The following is a 16,163-nucleotide window of genomic DNA, read 5'->3' as shown; positions in this document are numbered from 1 at the left end:
TCCTAGACCCCGAACAGAGGCGGCAGCGCGAGCACCATGATCAGGCCCCACACCAGATGGGTCAGCATCGGCGCCAGCACGCCGCCGGTGGCGCGGCGTTCCAGGGCGCATACGGCGCCCAGGATGATGGCGGCGAAGCCGAGCATCGGATTGCCGCTGGCGGAGGTCGCGATGATGTACATGACGGTGGAGATCACCACCGGCGCGCGATCACCGAGGGCGGTGTACAGCGCCCCGCGGAAGTACAGCTCCTCGGCCACACCGTTGACCAGGGTGATGACCACCACCAGCCACAGCGCACCCTGGTTGGCGAAAAGGAGGACCCGCGTGATGAATTCGGCGATCGGGTCGATCTCCCGCGCGATCAGCGCCCCGATCAAGAACGCGCCGCCGACCAGCAGCCCGATTCCGATCCCGGTGAGCACCGGCCGCTGACTGCGTCCGCGCCAGGACACACAGCCCAGGTGCATCGGCCCGGACAGCAAGGCGCCACCGGCCCAGATCGCGGCGAGCAGGAAGGTCAACCAGTAGAACGCGGGGTCACCCGGTTCCTGGTTCAACGACACGGCCAACGTCACCGCACCGAACACGAGCACCACCGCGACGACGATCCGCCGCCTGCGCACCACCGCCGGGGGCTCGGTCCGTGGCACAGCCACATTCGTCAGCACGCCGAGGATTTCGTCGCGCAGGCTGATTGTCTGGGTCACGCGGGATCCGCCTTGGGTATCAGGCCCACCATCAGGTCCAAACCGGTACGTGCCACCGCCGCAAGCGGTTTGGGTACCACCGACAGCAGGGTGAGTGCCGGCCGGGCGACCGGCGGTGTGACAGCGCCGAGCACCCGTCGTAACCGTAGCCGATCTCCCCCGGCCCAGGCGGCGTCACTGTCGGCCAGGTGATGCGGGTCCGCCAGGCGGTCCACCGGCCGGGGCGGCGGCGAGGCCACCGACGCCGCGATGGCGTCATCGATCGGGGTCAGACCCCCGCGAGGATCGGCGACGACGTCCCGCAGCAGGGAATCGGATGCGGTCATCGGGTGATCCAGCGAGGCGATCAGATCCACCGCCAGCCCCGTCGGCACCGGCACCACGTTGCCGGCCACCCAGGCCGTCAGCGACTTGGGGATCAGCGCCTCGTGCCAGCCGTTGAGCGGTAGACCGGCCCGCCGGTTGCCCGCGGCATGGACGTAGCCGCCGATCAACCCGCGGTAGGTCGTGGTGTCCGGCCCGGTGATGTCGTAGGAGCCGGCCGGCACCGTTTCCGGGTCGGCGGCCGCGAGCAGGTAGTACAGGACGTCGCGGATCGAGATGGGATCGATGGCGTGGTCCACCCACGACGGCAGCGGGATCAGCGGTAACCGGTCACCCACGTAGCGAACCATCTCGAACGACGTGGATCCGGCGCCGATGATCACCGCCGCGCCCAGCCACACCACCTCTGGGCCACCCTCGACGTGCAGGGCCTCGGCCACCTCCGCGCGGCTGGCCAGATGATCCGACAGGGTGTCCTCGTCGGGCACGAAACCGCCCAGATAGACGATGCGGCCCACGCCGGCTCTCGCGGCGGCCCGGGCCACGTTGCTCGCGGCGACCTTGTCGTGCTCGCGGAAGTCGGGCTGCCCGATCCCGTGCACCAGGTAGTAGATGACGTCGACGGGGCCGGCCTCGGCCAGCGCGAGGGCCGCCGAATCGGACGAGCCGGCGTCCAGGGTGACGGAGCGGACCTCGTCGGACCACCCGAACGCCGCCAGTTTGTCGGTGTTGCGGGTGGCGACAACCACCTCATCACCGTCTGCCAGCAGCGCCGCCACCAGCCGAGACCCGATGTAGCCGGTAGCACCCGTGACCAAGATCCGCTTTGCTTTCACCTTCAGGGGTTACCCAGCCGGACCGACGGCTACGTACGTGAGTTAGGACACCGCCGCCGAGTCGGGTCCGGTTCAGGTGTGGACAAACACCCCGGCCTGGACGGCGGCCAGGGCGGCGTCGACGCTGCGCTCGGCGTCGCGGCGGGTGAGCCGCCGGGTGGTGGTGAGGAATTGGTAGTACAGCGGAGCCGAGACGTAGCGGATGACGTCCGCGGGGGTGGTGCCCGGGGGCGCTTCGCCGCGGGCGATACCGTCGGCCACCACTGGGGCCAGCTCGTCGAGCCGGGCCGCGTAGAAGCCTTCCAGCGCCTCGGCCGCATCCGCATCACACGTGGCAGCGGCGATGACGGCCTTGAACAGCCGGCCCTGGCGCGGATCGTTCAGCGTGCGCCGGATCAGGTCGGCGTTCGCCAGCAGGTCGCCGCGCAGGGTGCCCGTGTGGGCGCGCGGCAACGACGTCTGAGCCATGTCGAGCAGCAGGTCGGCCACCAGTGCGGGCACGGTCCCCCAGCGCCGGTAAACGGTCGACTTCCCGACGCCGGCGCGCTGCGCGACTTCGGTGAGCTCCACACCTTCGAGCCCACGCTCCACGAGAAGGTCGCCGGTGGCGGCGAGGACGGCGTCGCGCACGGCGGCGGTGCGGCCGCCGGGCCGACTGAGGGTGGTCACCTCCCCATGCTAATGGGAACTCGGTCTCGTTAGCGCCATATCCGTGCTACCGTCACTAATGGGAATTCAGTCTCATTAAGGAGTGTCAGGTGGAATACAGGTATGTCGGCAGGTCAGGGCTCATGGTGTCCGAATTGAGTTTCGGCGCAGCAACATTCGGCGGATCCGGCGATTTCTTCAGCGAGTGGGGCGCCACGGGGGTTGACGAGGCGCGCCGTATGGTCGACGTCTGCCTCGACGCCGGAATCACCCTCTTCGACACCGCGGACGTCTACTCCGACGGCGCCTCGGAGCAGGTGCTGGGTGCGGCACTGCAGGGCCGTCGCGACCGGGCGCTGATCTCCACCAAGGCCGCCCTGCCGGTCGGAGACCGCCCCGGCGACTGGGGTACGTCGCGCGCCCGGCTCATCAGCGCTGTCGACAACGCGCTGCGCCGGCTGCGCACCGACCGGATCGACTTGTTCCAGCTGCATGGTTACGACGCCCACACCCCGATCGACGAGGTCATCGACACGCTCGACGTTCTGGTGACCCAAGGCAAGATCCGCTATACCGGGGTGTCCAATTTCAGCGGCGGCCAGCTCGCGAAATCACTGGCCTACGCCGACGCCGCCCATCGCAACCGGTACATCGCCCACCAGGTGTACTACTCGCTGATAGGTCGTGATTACGAATGGGAGCTGATGCCCATCGGCCGGGACGAAGGCGTCGGTGCACTGGTGTGGAGCCCACTGGGCTGGGGCCGGCTGACCGGCCGGATCCGACGCGGCGCCACACTGCCCGGCGTCAGCCGGCTGCACAAGACCGCCGGCGCCGGCCCACCCGTCGACGAGGACCTGCTGTTCGCCGTCGTGGACGTGCTCGATGCCGTCGCCGCCGAAACAGGCCGATCGGTACCGCAGATCGCGCTCAACTGGCTACTGCGCCGGCCGACCGTCGCCTCGGTCATCATCGGCGCACGCACGCATCAGCAACTCGTCGACAATCTCGGGGCCACGGGGTGGCGACTCGACGACGAGCAGGTGGCGCGCCTGGACGCGGTCAGCGAGCGCGAGGCGCCCTATCCGTATTTCCCGTACTTCCGCCAGGAGGGGTTCGCGCGGATCAACCCGCCGCTGCTTTCTCAGCGCCCCTGAAATACCTTGCGGTAGCTCGAGGGTGACATCCCCAGCCCGCGCCGCAGGTGGTGGCGCAGATTGGCGCCGGTGCCCAACCCGGCCAGACGGGCGATCTCGTCGACCGGCAGATCCCGTTGCTCGAGGAGTTCGCGGGCCCGATCCACCCGCCGGGCGCGCACCCAGGCTCCCGGCGACTCCCCAGTCTCCTCGCGGAAACGCCGGATGAAGGTACGCGGGCTCATCCCGGCGTGCCGCGCCAACTGCTCGATACTCAGGGGCTGGTCGAGGTTCTGCGTGGCCCAGGTGCGGGCGACCGCGGTGGACGCAGTGTCCTGCGGGGGTAGGTGCCGGTCGATGAACTGCGCCTGGCCGCCTTCGCGCCACGGCGGCACCACGCAGTAACGCGCGACGGTATTGGCCACCTGGGCGCCGTGATCACGGCGGATCAGGTGCAGGCACAGGTCGACGCCCGCGGCCAGGCCTGCCGAGGTGAGCAGGTCACCGTCGTCGATGAACAGCACGTTCTCGTCCAGCCGCACCCGAGGATGCAGCGCCCTCAGGGTGTCCGCGTGCTGCCAGTGGGTGGTGGCCGGGCGGTCGTCGAGCAGACCCGCGGCGGCCAGGACAAAGGCGCCGGTGCAGATGGAGACCATTCTGGTGCCGGGCCGCACCGACGCCAATGCGGCCGCGACGTCGGGGCCGAGGACACCGTCGGCGCGGGCAGGCCGGTATCGGGTGCCGGGAATCACCACGGTGTCCGCGGTGGCCAGCGCTTCGGCGCCGGCCTGCGGCACCATCGCGAACCCGTGGGTGGACGGGACCGCCTCGGCGGTGATACCGCAGGTCACCACCTCGTAGAGCGGGTTGCCGTCGGCGTCGGTGGCGGCACCGAACAACGTCGGCGCGATCGCGGCATCAAAGCCGATGACCGGCTCGAGCAGCAGGACGGCAACGCGGTGCATGGAACCAGTGTGCCCCGTTTGGCGTGTTTTTGACGAATATCAGCATTCTTGCCACTGGCCCAGCGGCGGCGGGTCCGCGATAGTCGATCGGTGACCCTTGTTCGCACCGAGCAGAGCCGCCTGCACTGGGCGTGGGTGGTGGCCGCCGTCAGCTTCGTCGCCCTGCTGGGCGCCGCCGGCTTCCGCTCCGTCCCCGGCGTGATGATGAACCCGCTGCACCACGAGTTCGGCTGGTCGCACGGCGTGGTCGGGCTGGCGATGTCGGTGAACATGACCCTGTTCGGGTTGACGGCCCCGTTCGCCGCAGCCCTGATGGACCGGTTCGGGGTGCGCCCGGTGCTGGTGGCGGCACTGGGGCTGATCGCCACGGGCAGCGCGCTGAGCGTGACGATGACGGCGAGCTGGCAGCTGGTCCTGTTGTGGGGCGTGCTGGTCGGCACGGGCACCGGGGCGATCTCGATGGGTTTCGTGGCGACCGTCGCCACCCGCTGGTTCGACGCGCAGCGCGGTCTGGTCACCGGCGTGCTGACGGCCGCCAGCGCCACGGGTCAGCTGATCTTCCTGCCCGTCGTCGCGGCGGTGACCACGCACCACAGCTGGCGGTGGGCGTCGCTGCTGGTGGCCGCAGCGGCACTGGCGGTGGTGCCGCTGGTGCTGGTGTTCATGCGGAACTGGCCGCAGGACAAAGGGTTGCTCCCCTTCGGCGCCACCGACACCGTGGAGGTACCGAAACCACCGGGTTCGAGCTTCGGCGCCGCCTTCTCCGGGCTGGTGCTGGGCGCCCGCGTACCCGCATTCTGGTTGCTGGCAGGCAGTTTCGCGATCTGCGGCATGACCACCAACGGGCTGATCGGCACCCACTTCATCCCGGCCGCCAACGATCACGGTATGCCCACCACAGTGGCTGCCGGACTGCTGGCCGTGGTCGGTGTCCTGGATGTGGCGGGCACGGTGTTCTCCGGCTGGCTCACCGACCGGGTGGATCCGCGGGTACTGCTGGTCATCTACTACACCGGGCGCGGGCTGTCCCTGGTGGCGTTACCCGCCCTGCTGTCACCGCATGCCGAGGCCGGCACCTGGGTGTTCATCATCTTCTACGGCCTGGACTGGGTGGCCACCGTGCCGCCGACAATCGCGTTGTGCCGCAACTACTTCGGCACCAAGGCGCCCATCGTGTTCGGCTGGGTGTTCGCCTCGCATCAGCTGGGCGCGGCGGTCGCAGCGGCCGGCGCCGGGTGGATCCGCGATCTGCAGGGCACCTATGACCTGGCGTTCTACCTCGCCGCCGGGCTGTGCGTGGTGGCGGCGCTGATGTGCCTGGCGGTGCGCAAGTCCGACTCTGCGATTTCGGCGCGCTCGTAACCGCTGAGCGGTTACGAGCGCGCCGAAATCGCTCAGATCATCTCCCGGGACAGCACCCGTCGCAGCCGGGGTTCACGACTGCAGGCGACCGCGAACACCGTCAGCAGAATCCACATCGAGACGGCGCTGATCAGCACCACGGCGAACGCCGCCCAGGTACCTCCGGTCATCTCCGCCGAGGCTTTCTGCTTGGCCCACAGTCGCCAGTAGATCATCAGGTTGACCGTCAGCCCGACACCGTAGGACACCGCGAACGACAGCAGGAACGGCTTCCAGGTGCCGTCGTTCAGGCGGGCCGAAATCGGTTCGTGGCGAAGCGGATACACCACCGACAGCACATTGCCCACGCCCAGCCAGAGGAAGACCATGGTGATCAACTGATCGACCAGCGCCACCGGGTTTCCCTCGTCGGCGATCGTCAGGAACACGATCACCGGCAGCGCCGCGACGGTGACCATCACCGCCATCGCCAGGTTCTTCACGATCAGGATGCGCCACAGTCGTTCACCGGCCGCAAGCTGGCCGCGCACCCGCCGCGCTTCAAAACACAGTGCATTGGTGCACACCACGCTGCCCACCACCGCGGAGAACAGATACAGCGTGAGCCGGCCGGCGTCGTCGTACCGGGTCAGTCCGGTGAAGTGGTAGAACACCACCAGCGACAGGGCGACCGCCAGTGTGATGACCAACCGCAGCAGAATCGAGCGGGGTCTGCCGGTCCAGATGTGGCGCACCTCGTCGAGCACCCGGGGCGCCAACGAACACACGCGGGCACCCAGGCCGGCCACCACGTGCCGGCGGGCGGGCGCCTCCGTGCTGTCGCTGAGCCGCTGGGCCCGCGACACCGCCAGCACTGCTTCGGCCACCGCTGCCCGCGCCAGACCGACGGCCAGGACGGCGTCGGGCCCGGCGTACCGCGGCGGTGCCGGCTCGCGGGTCAGCTGGGCCAAACGTGCGTGTTGCCGAGCGCGGTCCCGCCAGGCGGGCGAGGCGCCCACCGCGGCGATGTCGGCTGCGGGCGCGGCCGCCAACTCCCTTCGGGCCGCGGCGGCCAGGCGTTCCAGCTCGCCGTCAGCCGACCACGGCGCGGCGGCTGCGGCCGTGTCGATCCGGCCGAGCAGCTGCGCCAGTTCCCGCAGTTCATCGACGGCCTCACCTGCGTTCGCGCTCACCCCGACATCCTGGACCACGCTGGCGCTGACCAGCCTCTTTTGAGCGGCTGTCAGGCAAAGTTTACGATCTGACCTGGCTTGATGCGCCTCCGTCGCGTCTCGCCGACCGGATAAGACACAGCTTCTGTGCGTAACGGCCGACTGAGATCGAACGACAAAGGCCCGGAGACGTGAAGAGGCGAGAGGAGCCCTAATCAACGTGACGACTCGCACCAAGACCTACGGCGTTGCCGCAGCTGTTGCTGCCATCGCCCTGTCCATCCCGACCGCGGTGAACGCGTTCGCAGAGCCGACGCCCCTGCCCACCCCGCCCCCGGTACCGGTGCAGACCGGCGAGGTCCCCGAGCCGCAGGGCCCGGAGTGCGGTACCTACAAGGAGTCGCAGACCTCCGGGTCGTTCGCCTCCACCTCGGGCTTGACGGCTTCGGCGGCCATCGCCTCGATCCCCGAGCTCAGCACCTTCAGCCAGGCCATCTCCGGCCAGGTCAATCCCGCCGTCAACCTGGTGGGTGTGCTGGACAACGGCCCCTACAACGTCTTCGCCCCCACCAACGACGCGTTCGCGAAGCTGGAGCCGGGCGAGCTCGAGACCCTCAAGGCCAACCCCGAGCAGCTGACCAGCGTCCTGTACTACCACATGGCGCTGGGCTACCTGGGCCCGAGCAACATCGAGGGCAAGCTGACCTCGCAGCAGGGTGCGCAGCTCACCATCACCGGCAGCGGCGGCGACATCAAGGTCGACGACGTGGCCAAGGTGGTCTGCGGCGGCATCACCGCCCAGAGCGCCAAGATCTACATGATCGACACCGTGCTGAACCCGGCCGAAGCGCTGCCGGGCACCGCGACCACCACCACGTCGCCCACCAGCACGTCGGAGACCACCACGTCGACGTCAACGACAGCGCCGTCGGAGACCACCGAGCCGGCCGCCCCGAGCGAGGGTCTGCCCGCCGAGATCCCGTCCGTCACCCCGACGACGGTCGCGCCCGCGGCCCCCGCCTGATCAACGCCGAAAACGGGCGTTTGGGCGCAGATTGCGCGCCCAAACGCCCGTTTTCGTGTTTGGCTAGCGAGCCTTCCAGATCGGCGGGCGTTTCTCGGCGAACGCCAGCGGCCCTTCCTTGGCGTCCTCCGAGCGGAACACGCCCACCATCTCCTTGGTGGTCCGCGCCCAGCCGTCCTTCTCGCCGGTGACCACACCGTCGTCGACGCCGTAGGCCACCCGCTTGCTGGCCTGCACCGCCAGCGGTGCGTTGCCCGCGATCCGTTCGGCCAAGGCCACGGCGGCGTCCACCACGGTGCCGTCGGGCACCACCTGATTGATCAGGCCCCACTTCAGTGCGTCCGCGGCGGACATGGGCTCCCCGGTGAGGATCAGCTCGAGTCCCACCTTGCGCGGCAGCTGATCGACGATCCGGAACACCCCGCCCGCGGCGGCGATCAGGCCCCGCTTGACCTCCGGCAGCCCGAACTTCGCCCGCTCCTCGGCCACCACCAGATCACTGGCCAGCGCCAGTTCGGTGCCGCCGCCCAGCGCCGTACCGTTGACGGCGGCGATGGTCGGCTTGTCGATGAAATGGCTGACGTAGCCGGCGAATCCGTATTCCGGATGCTCGGGGTGGTAGAGGTTCTCCCGCCGCGAGATCGCCTTGAGATCGGCGCCGGCGCAGAAGGACTTGTCGCCCGCTCCGGTGATCACCACCACCCGTACTTCCGGGTCGGCCTGCGCCGCGGCCAGCGCATCACCCACCGCGGTGCTGACCGCCGCGTTGATGGCGTTACGTGCCTCGGGCCGGTTGAGGGTGATGATCAGGACGTTGCCCCGCCTTTCGGTGAGAGCGGCGGGTGCCTGCACCTCGGTCACAGCAGTTCGAGGATGGTCGCGTTGGCCTGGCCGCCACCTTCACACATGGTCTGCAATCCGTACTGAATTCCCTTGTCCCGCATGTGGTACAGCATCGTGGTCATGATGCGGGCGCCGGATCCGCCGAGCGGGTGGCCCAGCGCGATGGCGCCACCGTTGGGGTTCAGCTTCTTCTCGTCGGCGCCGATGTCCTTGAGCCAGGCCAGCGGAACCGGGGCGAACGCCTCGTTGACCTCGAAGACGCCGATGTCGTCCAGCGAGAGTCCCGAACGCTTGAGCGCTTTCTGCGTCGCCGGGATGGGCGCGGTCAGCATGATCACCGGGTCGGCGCCGGCCAGCACCGCGGTGTGTACCTTCGCAATCGGCTTGAGTCCCAACGACTGTGCCTTTTCCGCGGACATGAACAGCAGGGCCGCCGAGCCGTCGGAGATCTGTGAGGAGTTGCCGGCGTGGATCACGCCGTCCTCCTTGAACGCCGGCTTGATCCCGGCCAGCTTCTCCACCGACCCACCGCGGCGGATACCTTCATCCTTGGTGATGGCGACGTCGTTGCCGTCGGCGTCCTTGGTCTTGATGCCGACGATCTGGTCGTCGAATGCGCCGGAATCTTGTGCGGCCGCGGCTTTTTCATGCGAGCCGAGGGAGAACTGGTCGAGTGTGGTGCGGTCGAGGCCCCACTGCTGGGCGATCATCTCGGCACCGATGCCCTGGTTCGGGGTCTGGCTGTAGCGGCTACGGAAGGCCTCGGGGTAGGGGTGTCCGCCGTTGGCCAGCGACGAGCCCATGGGGGTGCGCGACATCGATTCGACACCGCCGGCGACCACGACGTCGTAGTGGCCCGCGATCACGCCGGCGGCGGCGAAGTGCACCGACTGCTGGCTGGACCCGCACTGGCGGTCGACGGTCACGCCGGGCACCGTCTCCGGCCAACCTGCGGCCAGTACCGCGGTCCGGGCGATGTCGAGGGCCTGCTCGCCGGCCTGCATGACGCAGCCCCAGATCACGTCGTCGACGATCTCGGGATCGATGCCGGCGCGCTCCGCCAACCCGTTGAGGACCTGCGCCGACAGCTCACCCGGGTGCACACCCGACAGACCACCGTTGCGCTTGCCGACTGGGGACCGCACTGCCTCGACAATCACGGCTTCAGCCATGAACCTCTCCTCCAGATCTCGTTCCGAACTCCCAACCGGTTAGTTGGTTGCCTACGTCGTTCATAACACCATCTGTGGGTACTTGGAACGAGTGGGTCGGAATTTCTCACCCGCGAGGTCGAGTTGCACCGCGAAACCGAACTAGGAGGAACATGTCTCGCATCGCCATCGTCGGGGGCCACGGCAAGGTCGCCCTGCACCTGGCCCGCACGCTGAGTGCCGACGGGCAGCAGGTGTCGTCGATCTTCCGCAATGCCGACCACACCGACGACGTGGCCGCCACCGGCGCCGACCCCGTCGTCGCCGACATCGAGAACTCCGACACCGAGACACTGGCCGGCCTGCTGGTGGGCCATGATGCGGTGGTGTTCTCCGCCGGCGCAGGCGGTGGCAACCCGGCGCGCACCTACGCCGTCGACCGCGACGCCGCCATCCGTGTGATCGACGCGGCCAAGCAGGCCGGTGTGCGCCGATTCGTGATGGTGTCCTACTTCGGCGCCGGCCCCGATCACGGTGTCCCCGAGGACAACTCGTTCTATGCGTACGCCCAGGCCAAAGCGGCCGCCGATGAGTACCTCAAGGCCAGCGGCCTGGACTGGACCATCCTGGGCCCCGGCGGGCTGACACTCGACGAGCCCACCGGACGCATCACCGTCGGCCCGGAGGCAGCCGACGGGAAGGTGTCCCGGGCCGATGTCGCCGCGGTGGCCGCCGCAGTGCTGGCACAGGATTCGACGATCGGGCGCACCATCGAGTTCAACAACGGTGACACCCCCATCGCCGAGGCCATTTCACGCTAGGGAGTCGCTGCGGGTGACGTGCACCGGAACGGTGTCGTCCCACGGTTGACGGGTCACCATGTCGGCGACCTCGACGTAGCCGCGCTCGAATTCGCCCGTGGCGGCGTCGACGAGCCGGTACTGCTGGGTCTGCCGGTGGATGGGCTGAGCGTCGAGCATGACGATGCGCACCTCACCGGGTTCGAAGTGGCAGCGCTTCTGCAGGGCGGCGACCAGCTGCTCGTTGCTCATGTGGCCGTCGCCGAAGTTCCAGCCGATGGCCGTGGACACGATGCGCTCACCGTCGGTCAGGGTGTAGTCGTCCTCGTTGTGCCCGGCCATCGCCCGGTGCGCGAGCGTGAACAGCGCCCGGCCATGGGTGTTGAACGACCGGAACGCGTACCCCATGTACATCGGGATCTGCGCGGCTTCCTTGCTTCCGTAGAACTTTTCGAGCTGCGCCGCGGGCATGCTCGCGATCGCGACGATGCCTTCGGCGATCTTGGCATCGGCTGACGGCTTGATGCACCACAGTGAGGTGTCCCAGTTGCCCGCGTAGTACCGCATTCCGGGCAGGAAAGACACTTTGCGCGGGAACAGGTTTCCGAGCACCACGGTGCCGGCGACCACCACGAACAGCAGGATCGGCAGCGGGCTCTGCAGGTCGGCGAGGCCGACACCGGGGTGGCCGAGGAACAGTGCGACCACCGAGAACATCATGAAGACGTTCCATTCCAGCGGCACGCCCATGGGGATCGAGCTGAGGATGCCGAAGTGGAAGCACAGCATGATGAACGCCGCGACGGCGCCTGCCCAGCCACCATGGGAGAAGAACAGCACCAGCGGCACCAGACCCTCGACGGCCGTCGAGAAATGCGCCAGGAAACGCGAGCGCCGCCCCGGCCGCAGATCGTCGGGGAAGTGTTCGAAGAACTTGCGCTTGATCGCCGGCGACCGGAACACCGGGTTGTTGCTCATCATCGTGGAGATGACGAACGGGAAGTGCTTATTGAGTTTCGAGGTGGCCGCTCCGAGCCAGATCACCAGACACACCAGCTTGGCGGCGATGATCATGTCGACCACGCTGTGGCTGGCGAACAGGCACGCCACCGCCAGCGATCCGTACACCTCGCCGCGCGCGGCCAGGAAGATCACCTTGTCGCGCAGGCCGATGAGTGCGAGCAGCCCGAGCACGGCCCACAGCTGCCAGGCGGGCAGCACCCCGACACCGGGGCCCACGCCATCGGAGAACAGGGCGATCAGCAGCACCACCAGCAGCGCGCCGTAGACGGCGGCATCGAATGGGGTGCGGGCGTCACCCCGGGTGAGCGGAATCCGGTCGGGCCACGGCGGCAGCCGGATGGTGCCGGGCCGCAGCCAGTACAGGGCCGAACCCATCGGCGGGAAGAACCGGTTGTTGAGTGGGCCGAATCCGCAGCCGAGGCCGACGACCTCGAACAGCATGGTGTAGAGCACCACCTTCTGGAACACGATGGGCTCGTTGAACCATTCGGCGACGTTGAAGAACCCGTCGACACCGCGGGTGGTCAGGACCACCAGCCACGCACCCAGGATGTAGGCGAGGATCTTGAGAACGTAGAACAGGTGCAGCGCCACCGGGGTGCCGAAGCCGACTTCGGCCCAGTGCCGGGCCATCGGCTTGATCCGTTCGGCGCGGGTGCCCTTACTCCATTCCGCGAAGTCGATTTCCGGCGTGGTCTGCTTCAGAAATCCCATGGAGTTCAGACTAGAACGTGTTCTAGTTCCTGTGGGCGAGCACACCCAAAATCATGCGATCCGCGGACGGATTTCTAGGACTTCACCGGCGGGCGGTAGAAGATCGCCAGCTGGCTGATACCGCCGCCGAGCCCCAGCACCACCGCGATCAGCAGGCCCCACCAGCCCTGCACCACATCCCACACCGCGGTATGAGAGAACAGCAGGTAGTCCAGGCTGAGCTTGCCGGCGCCGGTACCGGCGATCGCCACCGCCGTGACAGCCAGAACCAGGTTGTACTCCCAGCCCTCTTTGACGATGAAGAACCCGTTCTTGCGGTGCACCGTCCAGGCGGCCACCAGCATCAAAGCCACGAAGCCCGCGGCCGGCACCGGAGTCAGCAGCCCCAGGGCCAGACCGATGCCCGCGGCCATCTCGGTGGTGGCCGCGACCCGGGCGTGGAACATGCCCGGTTTCATCCCGATGCTGTCGAACCACCCCGCGGTTCCGGGGATCCGCCCGCCGCCGAAGAATTTGTTGTAGCCGTGTGCAGCCATCGTCAGTCCGAGTACGACCCGGAGGACAAGCAGCGCGAAGTCGTAGGCAGTCACGTAACAGAATGTAGGCCATCTGTCACGCCGCTGCTCGACCCCCTCGACCGATCCGCCTCGCCGCCGGGCGTTCCGCGTACTGTGTGCGCCCATGAGCCCGGACAGCCGGCCGTGGGAACTGGACCCGCAGGTCCACCAACTCGGCCTGACCAAGAAGGGGCTGGTCACCCGGCAGCGCATCATCACCGGCGCTGCCGAGGAGATCCGCGCCAACGGCGTGGCCGCCACCACCCTCGACGATATCCGCGTCCGCACCCGGACCTCGAAAAGCCAGCTGTTCCACTACTTTCCGGCCGGAAAGGAAGAGCTGCTGCTGGCGGTGGCCGAGCACGAGGCCCGCCAGGTGATCTCCGACCAGCAGCCCTACCTGGGTGAACTGACGTCCTGGGCGGCGTGGACACGCTGGCGCGACGTGGTGGTCGACCGGTACCGCCGCCAGGGCCAGAACTGCCCGCTGTCGGTGCTGATGTCGGAGATCGGCCGGACCACCCCCGGGGCGCAGGCGGTGACAACAGCGCTGATGGGACGCTGGCACGGCGAGATCGCCTCCGGTATCCGGGCCATGCAGTCGACGGGCAAGGTGCCCGCACGGGTGGACGCCGACGCCACGGCCCGAGCGCTGCTGGCCGGCATCCAGGGTGGGGTCGGGGTGCTGATGGCCACCGGCGATCTGCGCTATCTGGAGGACGCCCTCGACGCGGGGATCGCGGCGTTGCGCGGAAGTCAGCCCAGCGCGCGGTCCAGCCGGGCCACGTAGTCGTCGATGTCACCGGCGGTTTCGGCGGCGTGCACGCTGATCGCCACCGTGGCACCGATTCCGTGCACCCCGTGCACCAGTGCCATCATCGGAGAGAGCAGCGGATAGCCGGCGGTGAACAGGACGGGCGCTGAACCGAAGTGCAGATCGGCGGCCCCCCGGTTGACACTCGTCACCACGGTGTGACCGGTCACCACGGGTGAGCGGACGGTCTCGTCGAACTGGCGCACACCCCACCTGAGCAGCGGGGCCGGCACGGCCGCGAAGGAACGCCGGGCCGCCACCGCGGCCGGATGGTCACCACGGGCGCGGCCCGCCGCCAGATCCGCGGCAATGCGGTCGGTGCGCGCTGCGCTGGCGAGTTCCGGATACAGGCCCACCCCGACGTTGCCGAAGTGGTTGTGCGCGAACCGAATCCCACCGTGGGCCACCGGCACTTCCGCGCCGAGCCGGGGAATGTCCTGTCCGCGCTCGGCGAGGTGCCCGTCCAGCGCCTCGCTGATCGCCGCGAGCACCGCGACGGTGACGGTGGGACCGCCCAGCGCCGCGCGAGGCCGAAGCAGCGTGCGCACCCGACGCCGCCCGGCGGGCGCGGAGTTGGTCAACGCCGCCGGCCGCGGCGGCGGAGCCGCGGGCAGCACACCTGCGGCGGTGTCGCGGACCAAGTGACGGTGCGCACGCGCTGCGGTCACCGAACGCAGCACCAGGCTGCCCGGGCGGGCAGCGACCACCGGCGTCACCGGCACAGACCGGCCGAACAGCCAGCCGGCGAGGTCGGCGGCGCGGGTACCGTCGGCCAGGGCATGCGAGACCTGCACTACCGCAACCGTTGCCGGGCCGGACGCATCCGGAACATCGGCGACCGGGGTGAACACATGCACCCGCCACGTCACCTCGGTCGCATCCAGCGGCTGGTCGGCAAGCCCGGCCACCGCGTCCAGGCAGCTCGCCCAGTTGCGCCCGTCATGGACCACGAACTGGGCGGGCCGCACCGGGGCGTACGCCCACGCCGGGTACGCCGCAACACAATCGTCGACGATCCGCAGCCGCAGATCGTGGCACATCGCGGCACGGCGGCGCAGCTGTACCACCACCGGTTCGATGGCGGGTGCACCGTCGAAGGCGTACAGCAGCAACTGGTCGCTGGGGATCTTCGCCGACAGCCAATAGGTCTGGGCGTCGGCGGCGGCGAGCCGGATGACCACCGGACTCAGGATGCGACGGGCGCGAATCCGGCGATCAGCTCGGCCACCTGGCCGGGCTGCTCGAGCTGCAGGAAATGCCCGGCGCCGGGGATGATCTCGGCGCGCCCGCCGTCCGGCAGGACCCGCCTGACCCACTCGGTGTATTCGGCCGACGCACAGCCGTCGTCGGCGCCGTGCAGGTACAGCGTCGGCAGCAGCGGCGCCGACAACCAGTGTTGGTGGAGTTCGGCAAACCGTTGCGGCGGAGCAGAATTGCGCACCGTCGCACGGTAGGGCCCCAGCGCCGCACGCCAGTGTTCGGGTGCGCCGATCGCGGCGGACACGTGCTGCAGATCCTCGGCGGCGTCGTACCCGGGTGACCACTGCCGCCACAGGCGTGGCGTCACCCATTTCGCGGAACGGTCGGGTGCCCACGGCAACTGGAAGTACATGATGTACCAGCTGCGTACGAGCTGACGGGGTAGTTGGGCAGCCAGCCGCAGCGGGTGCGGGACACCGCCCCACGGCCGGAACGCCGCGGCCATCGGCACCGACATGATCACCGCCTTGCTGAACGGGCTCGCCGGCATGGCCGTCAGCCCCGCCGCGGCTATCGCTCCCCAGTCATGGCCGATCAGCAGATCGTGATCGCCTCCCCCGACCGTCTCGCGCACCCGCAGCGCGTCATCCATCAACGCCCCGACGTGGTAACTGCCGTCCACCGGGAAACCCGAGGGAGCGTAGCCCCGCATCATGGGCGCGACCACCCGGTAGCCCGCGGCCACCAGCAGCGGCGCCACCTTGCGCCACCCGAAGGCGGTATCGGGAAAACCGTGCAGACACAATGCAAGTGGCCGGTCACGCTCGTCGGCGGCCCAGGTGAGCGCCTTCAGGTTCACCTCGGACCCCGCGATATCGGTCCACTGGGGATCAGCGGTCACGGCC

Annotated in this window: 16 protein-coding genes; 5 read left to right on the top strand and 11 right to left on the bottom strand. The window is 68.8% G+C overall.

The window, feature by feature from the left end:
• Positions 1–2 precede the first annotated feature (2 nt).
• From AC3A6P_RS17595 to AC3A6P_RS17585, 3 genes are all read right to left on the bottom strand, one after another.
• Complete coding sequence (locus AC3A6P_RS17595) at positions 3–710, bottom strand: CPBP family intramembrane glutamic endopeptidase (protein WP_487692943.1); 708 nt, start codon at positions 708–710, stop codon at positions 3–5.
• Positions 707–1,870, bottom strand: coding sequence for an NAD(P)H-binding protein (locus tag AC3A6P_RS17590; RefSeq protein ID WP_487692942.1), 1,164 nt, complete (start codon positions 1,868–1,870; stop codon positions 707–709). The genes AC3A6P_RS17595 and AC3A6P_RS17590 overlap by 4 nt, the downstream gene beginning before the upstream one ends.
• Before the next feature lie 72 nt (positions 1,871–1,942).
• Positions 1,943–2,539, bottom strand: coding sequence for a TetR/AcrR family transcriptional regulator (locus AC3A6P_RS17585; RefSeq protein ID WP_487692941.1), 597 nt, complete (start codon positions 2,537–2,539; stop codon positions 1,943–1,945).
• A gap of 89 nt (positions 2,540–2,628) precedes the next feature.
• On the opposite strand from AC3A6P_RS17585, the gene AC3A6P_RS17580 reads away from it, so the two are divergent.
• Positions 2,629–3,675: an aldo/keto reductase gene (locus AC3A6P_RS17580; protein WP_487692940.1), complete on the top strand. Its 1,047-nt coding sequence runs from the start codon at positions 2,629–2,631 to the stop codon at positions 3,673–3,675.
• Here AC3A6P_RS17580 and AC3A6P_RS17575 read toward each other — a convergent pair.
• Positions 3,663–4,619 carry a GlxA family transcriptional regulator gene (locus AC3A6P_RS17575; protein WP_487692939.1) on the bottom strand — a complete coding sequence of 319 codons (957 nt, stop codon included), beginning with the start codon at positions 4,617–4,619 and terminating at the stop codon, positions 3,663–3,665. The genes AC3A6P_RS17580 and AC3A6P_RS17575 overlap by 13 nt on opposite strands.
• 90 nt (positions 4,620–4,709) lie before the next feature.
• On the opposite strand from AC3A6P_RS17575, the gene AC3A6P_RS17570 reads away from it, so the two are divergent.
• A complete protein-coding gene (locus AC3A6P_RS17570; RefSeq protein WP_487692938.1) occupies positions 4,710–5,981 on the top strand; it encodes an MFS transporter in 1,272 nt (423 codons plus the stop codon).
• A gap of 32 nt (positions 5,982–6,013) precedes the next feature.
• Here AC3A6P_RS17570 and AC3A6P_RS17565 read toward each other — a convergent pair whose 3' ends face one another.
• A complete protein-coding gene (locus AC3A6P_RS17565) occupies positions 6,014–7,153 on the bottom strand; it encodes an ABC transporter permease (protein WP_487692937.1) in 1,140 nt (379 codons plus the stop codon).
• 199 nt (positions 7,154–7,352) lie between these two features.
• On the opposite strand from AC3A6P_RS17565, the gene AC3A6P_RS17560 reads away from it, so the two are divergent.
• Complete coding sequence (locus AC3A6P_RS17560) at positions 7,353–8,156, top strand: fasciclin domain-containing protein (protein ID WP_487692936.1); 804 nt, start codon at positions 7,353–7,355, stop codon at positions 8,154–8,156.
• Between the two features lie 63 nt (positions 8,157–8,219).
• Here AC3A6P_RS17560 and AC3A6P_RS17555 read toward each other — a convergent pair whose 3' ends face one another.
• Together AC3A6P_RS17555 and AC3A6P_RS17550 are read right to left on the bottom strand one after the other, a co-directional pair.
• Entirely contained in the window at positions 8,220–9,017 is a 798-nt protein-coding gene (locus AC3A6P_RS17555) for a crotonase/enoyl-CoA hydratase family protein (RefSeq protein ID WP_487692935.1), read from the bottom strand.
• Positions 9,014–10,171 carry a thiolase family protein gene (locus AC3A6P_RS17550; RefSeq protein WP_487692934.1) on the bottom strand — a complete coding sequence of 386 codons (1,158 nt, stop codon included), beginning with the start codon at positions 10,169–10,171 and terminating at the stop codon, positions 9,014–9,016. The genes AC3A6P_RS17555 and AC3A6P_RS17550 overlap by 4 nt, the downstream gene beginning before the upstream one ends.
• A 152-nt stretch (positions 10,172–10,323) precedes the next feature.
• Between AC3A6P_RS17550 and AC3A6P_RS17545 the strand changes: the two genes are divergently transcribed.
• Positions 10,324–10,971, top strand: coding sequence for an SDR family oxidoreductase (locus tag AC3A6P_RS17545; protein ID WP_487692933.1), 648 nt, complete (start codon positions 10,324–10,326; stop codon positions 10,969–10,971).
• On the opposite strand, the gene AC3A6P_RS17540 is transcribed toward AC3A6P_RS17545, so the two are convergent.
• Positions 10,963–12,687 carry a DUF3556 domain-containing protein gene (locus tag AC3A6P_RS17540; protein ID WP_487692932.1) on the bottom strand — a complete coding sequence of 575 codons (1,725 nt, stop codon included), beginning with the start codon at positions 12,685–12,687 and terminating at the stop codon, positions 10,963–10,965. The two genes, AC3A6P_RS17545 and AC3A6P_RS17540, sit on opposite strands and share 9 nt — an antisense overlap.
• Before the next feature lie 74 nt (positions 12,688–12,761).
• Positions 12,762–13,277 (bottom strand): DoxX family protein, encoded by a 516-nt coding sequence (locus AC3A6P_RS17535; protein WP_487692931.1) that lies wholly within the window; start codon positions 13,275–13,277, stop codon positions 12,762–12,764.
• Between the two features lie 118 nt (positions 13,278–13,395).
• Between AC3A6P_RS17535 and AC3A6P_RS17530 the strand changes: the two genes are divergently transcribed.
• A complete protein-coding gene (locus AC3A6P_RS17530; protein ID WP_487693005.1) occupies positions 13,396–14,034 on the top strand; it encodes a TetR/AcrR family transcriptional regulator in 639 nt (212 codons plus the stop codon).
• On the opposite strand, the gene AC3A6P_RS17525 is transcribed toward AC3A6P_RS17530, so the two are convergent.
• Complete coding sequence (locus AC3A6P_RS17525) at positions 14,001–15,239, bottom strand: WS/DGAT/MGAT family O-acyltransferase (RefSeq protein WP_487692930.1); 1,239 nt, start codon at positions 15,237–15,239, stop codon at positions 14,001–14,003. The two genes, AC3A6P_RS17530 and AC3A6P_RS17525, sit on opposite strands and share 34 nt — an antisense overlap.
• A gap of 5 nt (positions 15,240–15,244) precedes the next feature.
• On the bottom strand, positions 15,245–16,159 hold the full coding sequence (locus AC3A6P_RS17520) for an alpha/beta fold hydrolase (protein ID WP_487692929.1): 915 nt from the start codon (positions 16,157–16,159) through the stop codon (positions 15,245–15,247).
• Positions 16,160–16,163 lie beyond the last annotated feature (4 nt).

The organism is Mycobacterium sp. Soil_C_30 (assembly GCF_057656995.1).
The sequence above is the reverse complement of the archived record's forward strand: the minus strand, read 5'-3'. Positions and strand labels throughout refer to the sequence as shown.

Bases quoted from the DNA above. Each gene is read 5' to 3' on its own strand.
- AC3A6P_RS17540 (WP_487692932.1), bottom strand. From the start codon at position 12,687: ATGGGATTTCTGAAGCAGACCACGCCGGAAATCGACTTCGCGGAATGG.
- AC3A6P_RS17550 (WP_487692934.1), bottom strand. From the start codon at position 10,171: ATGGCTGAAGCCGTGATTGTCGAGGCAGTGCGGTCCCCAGTCGGCAAG.
- AC3A6P_RS17545 (WP_487692933.1), top strand. From the start codon at position 10,324: ATGTCTCGCATCGCCATCGTCGGGGGCCACGGCAAGGTCGCCCTGCAC.
- AC3A6P_RS17575 (WP_487692939.1), bottom strand. From the start codon at position 4,619: ATGCACCGCGTTGCCGTCCTGCTGCTCGAGCCGGTCATCGGCTTTGAT.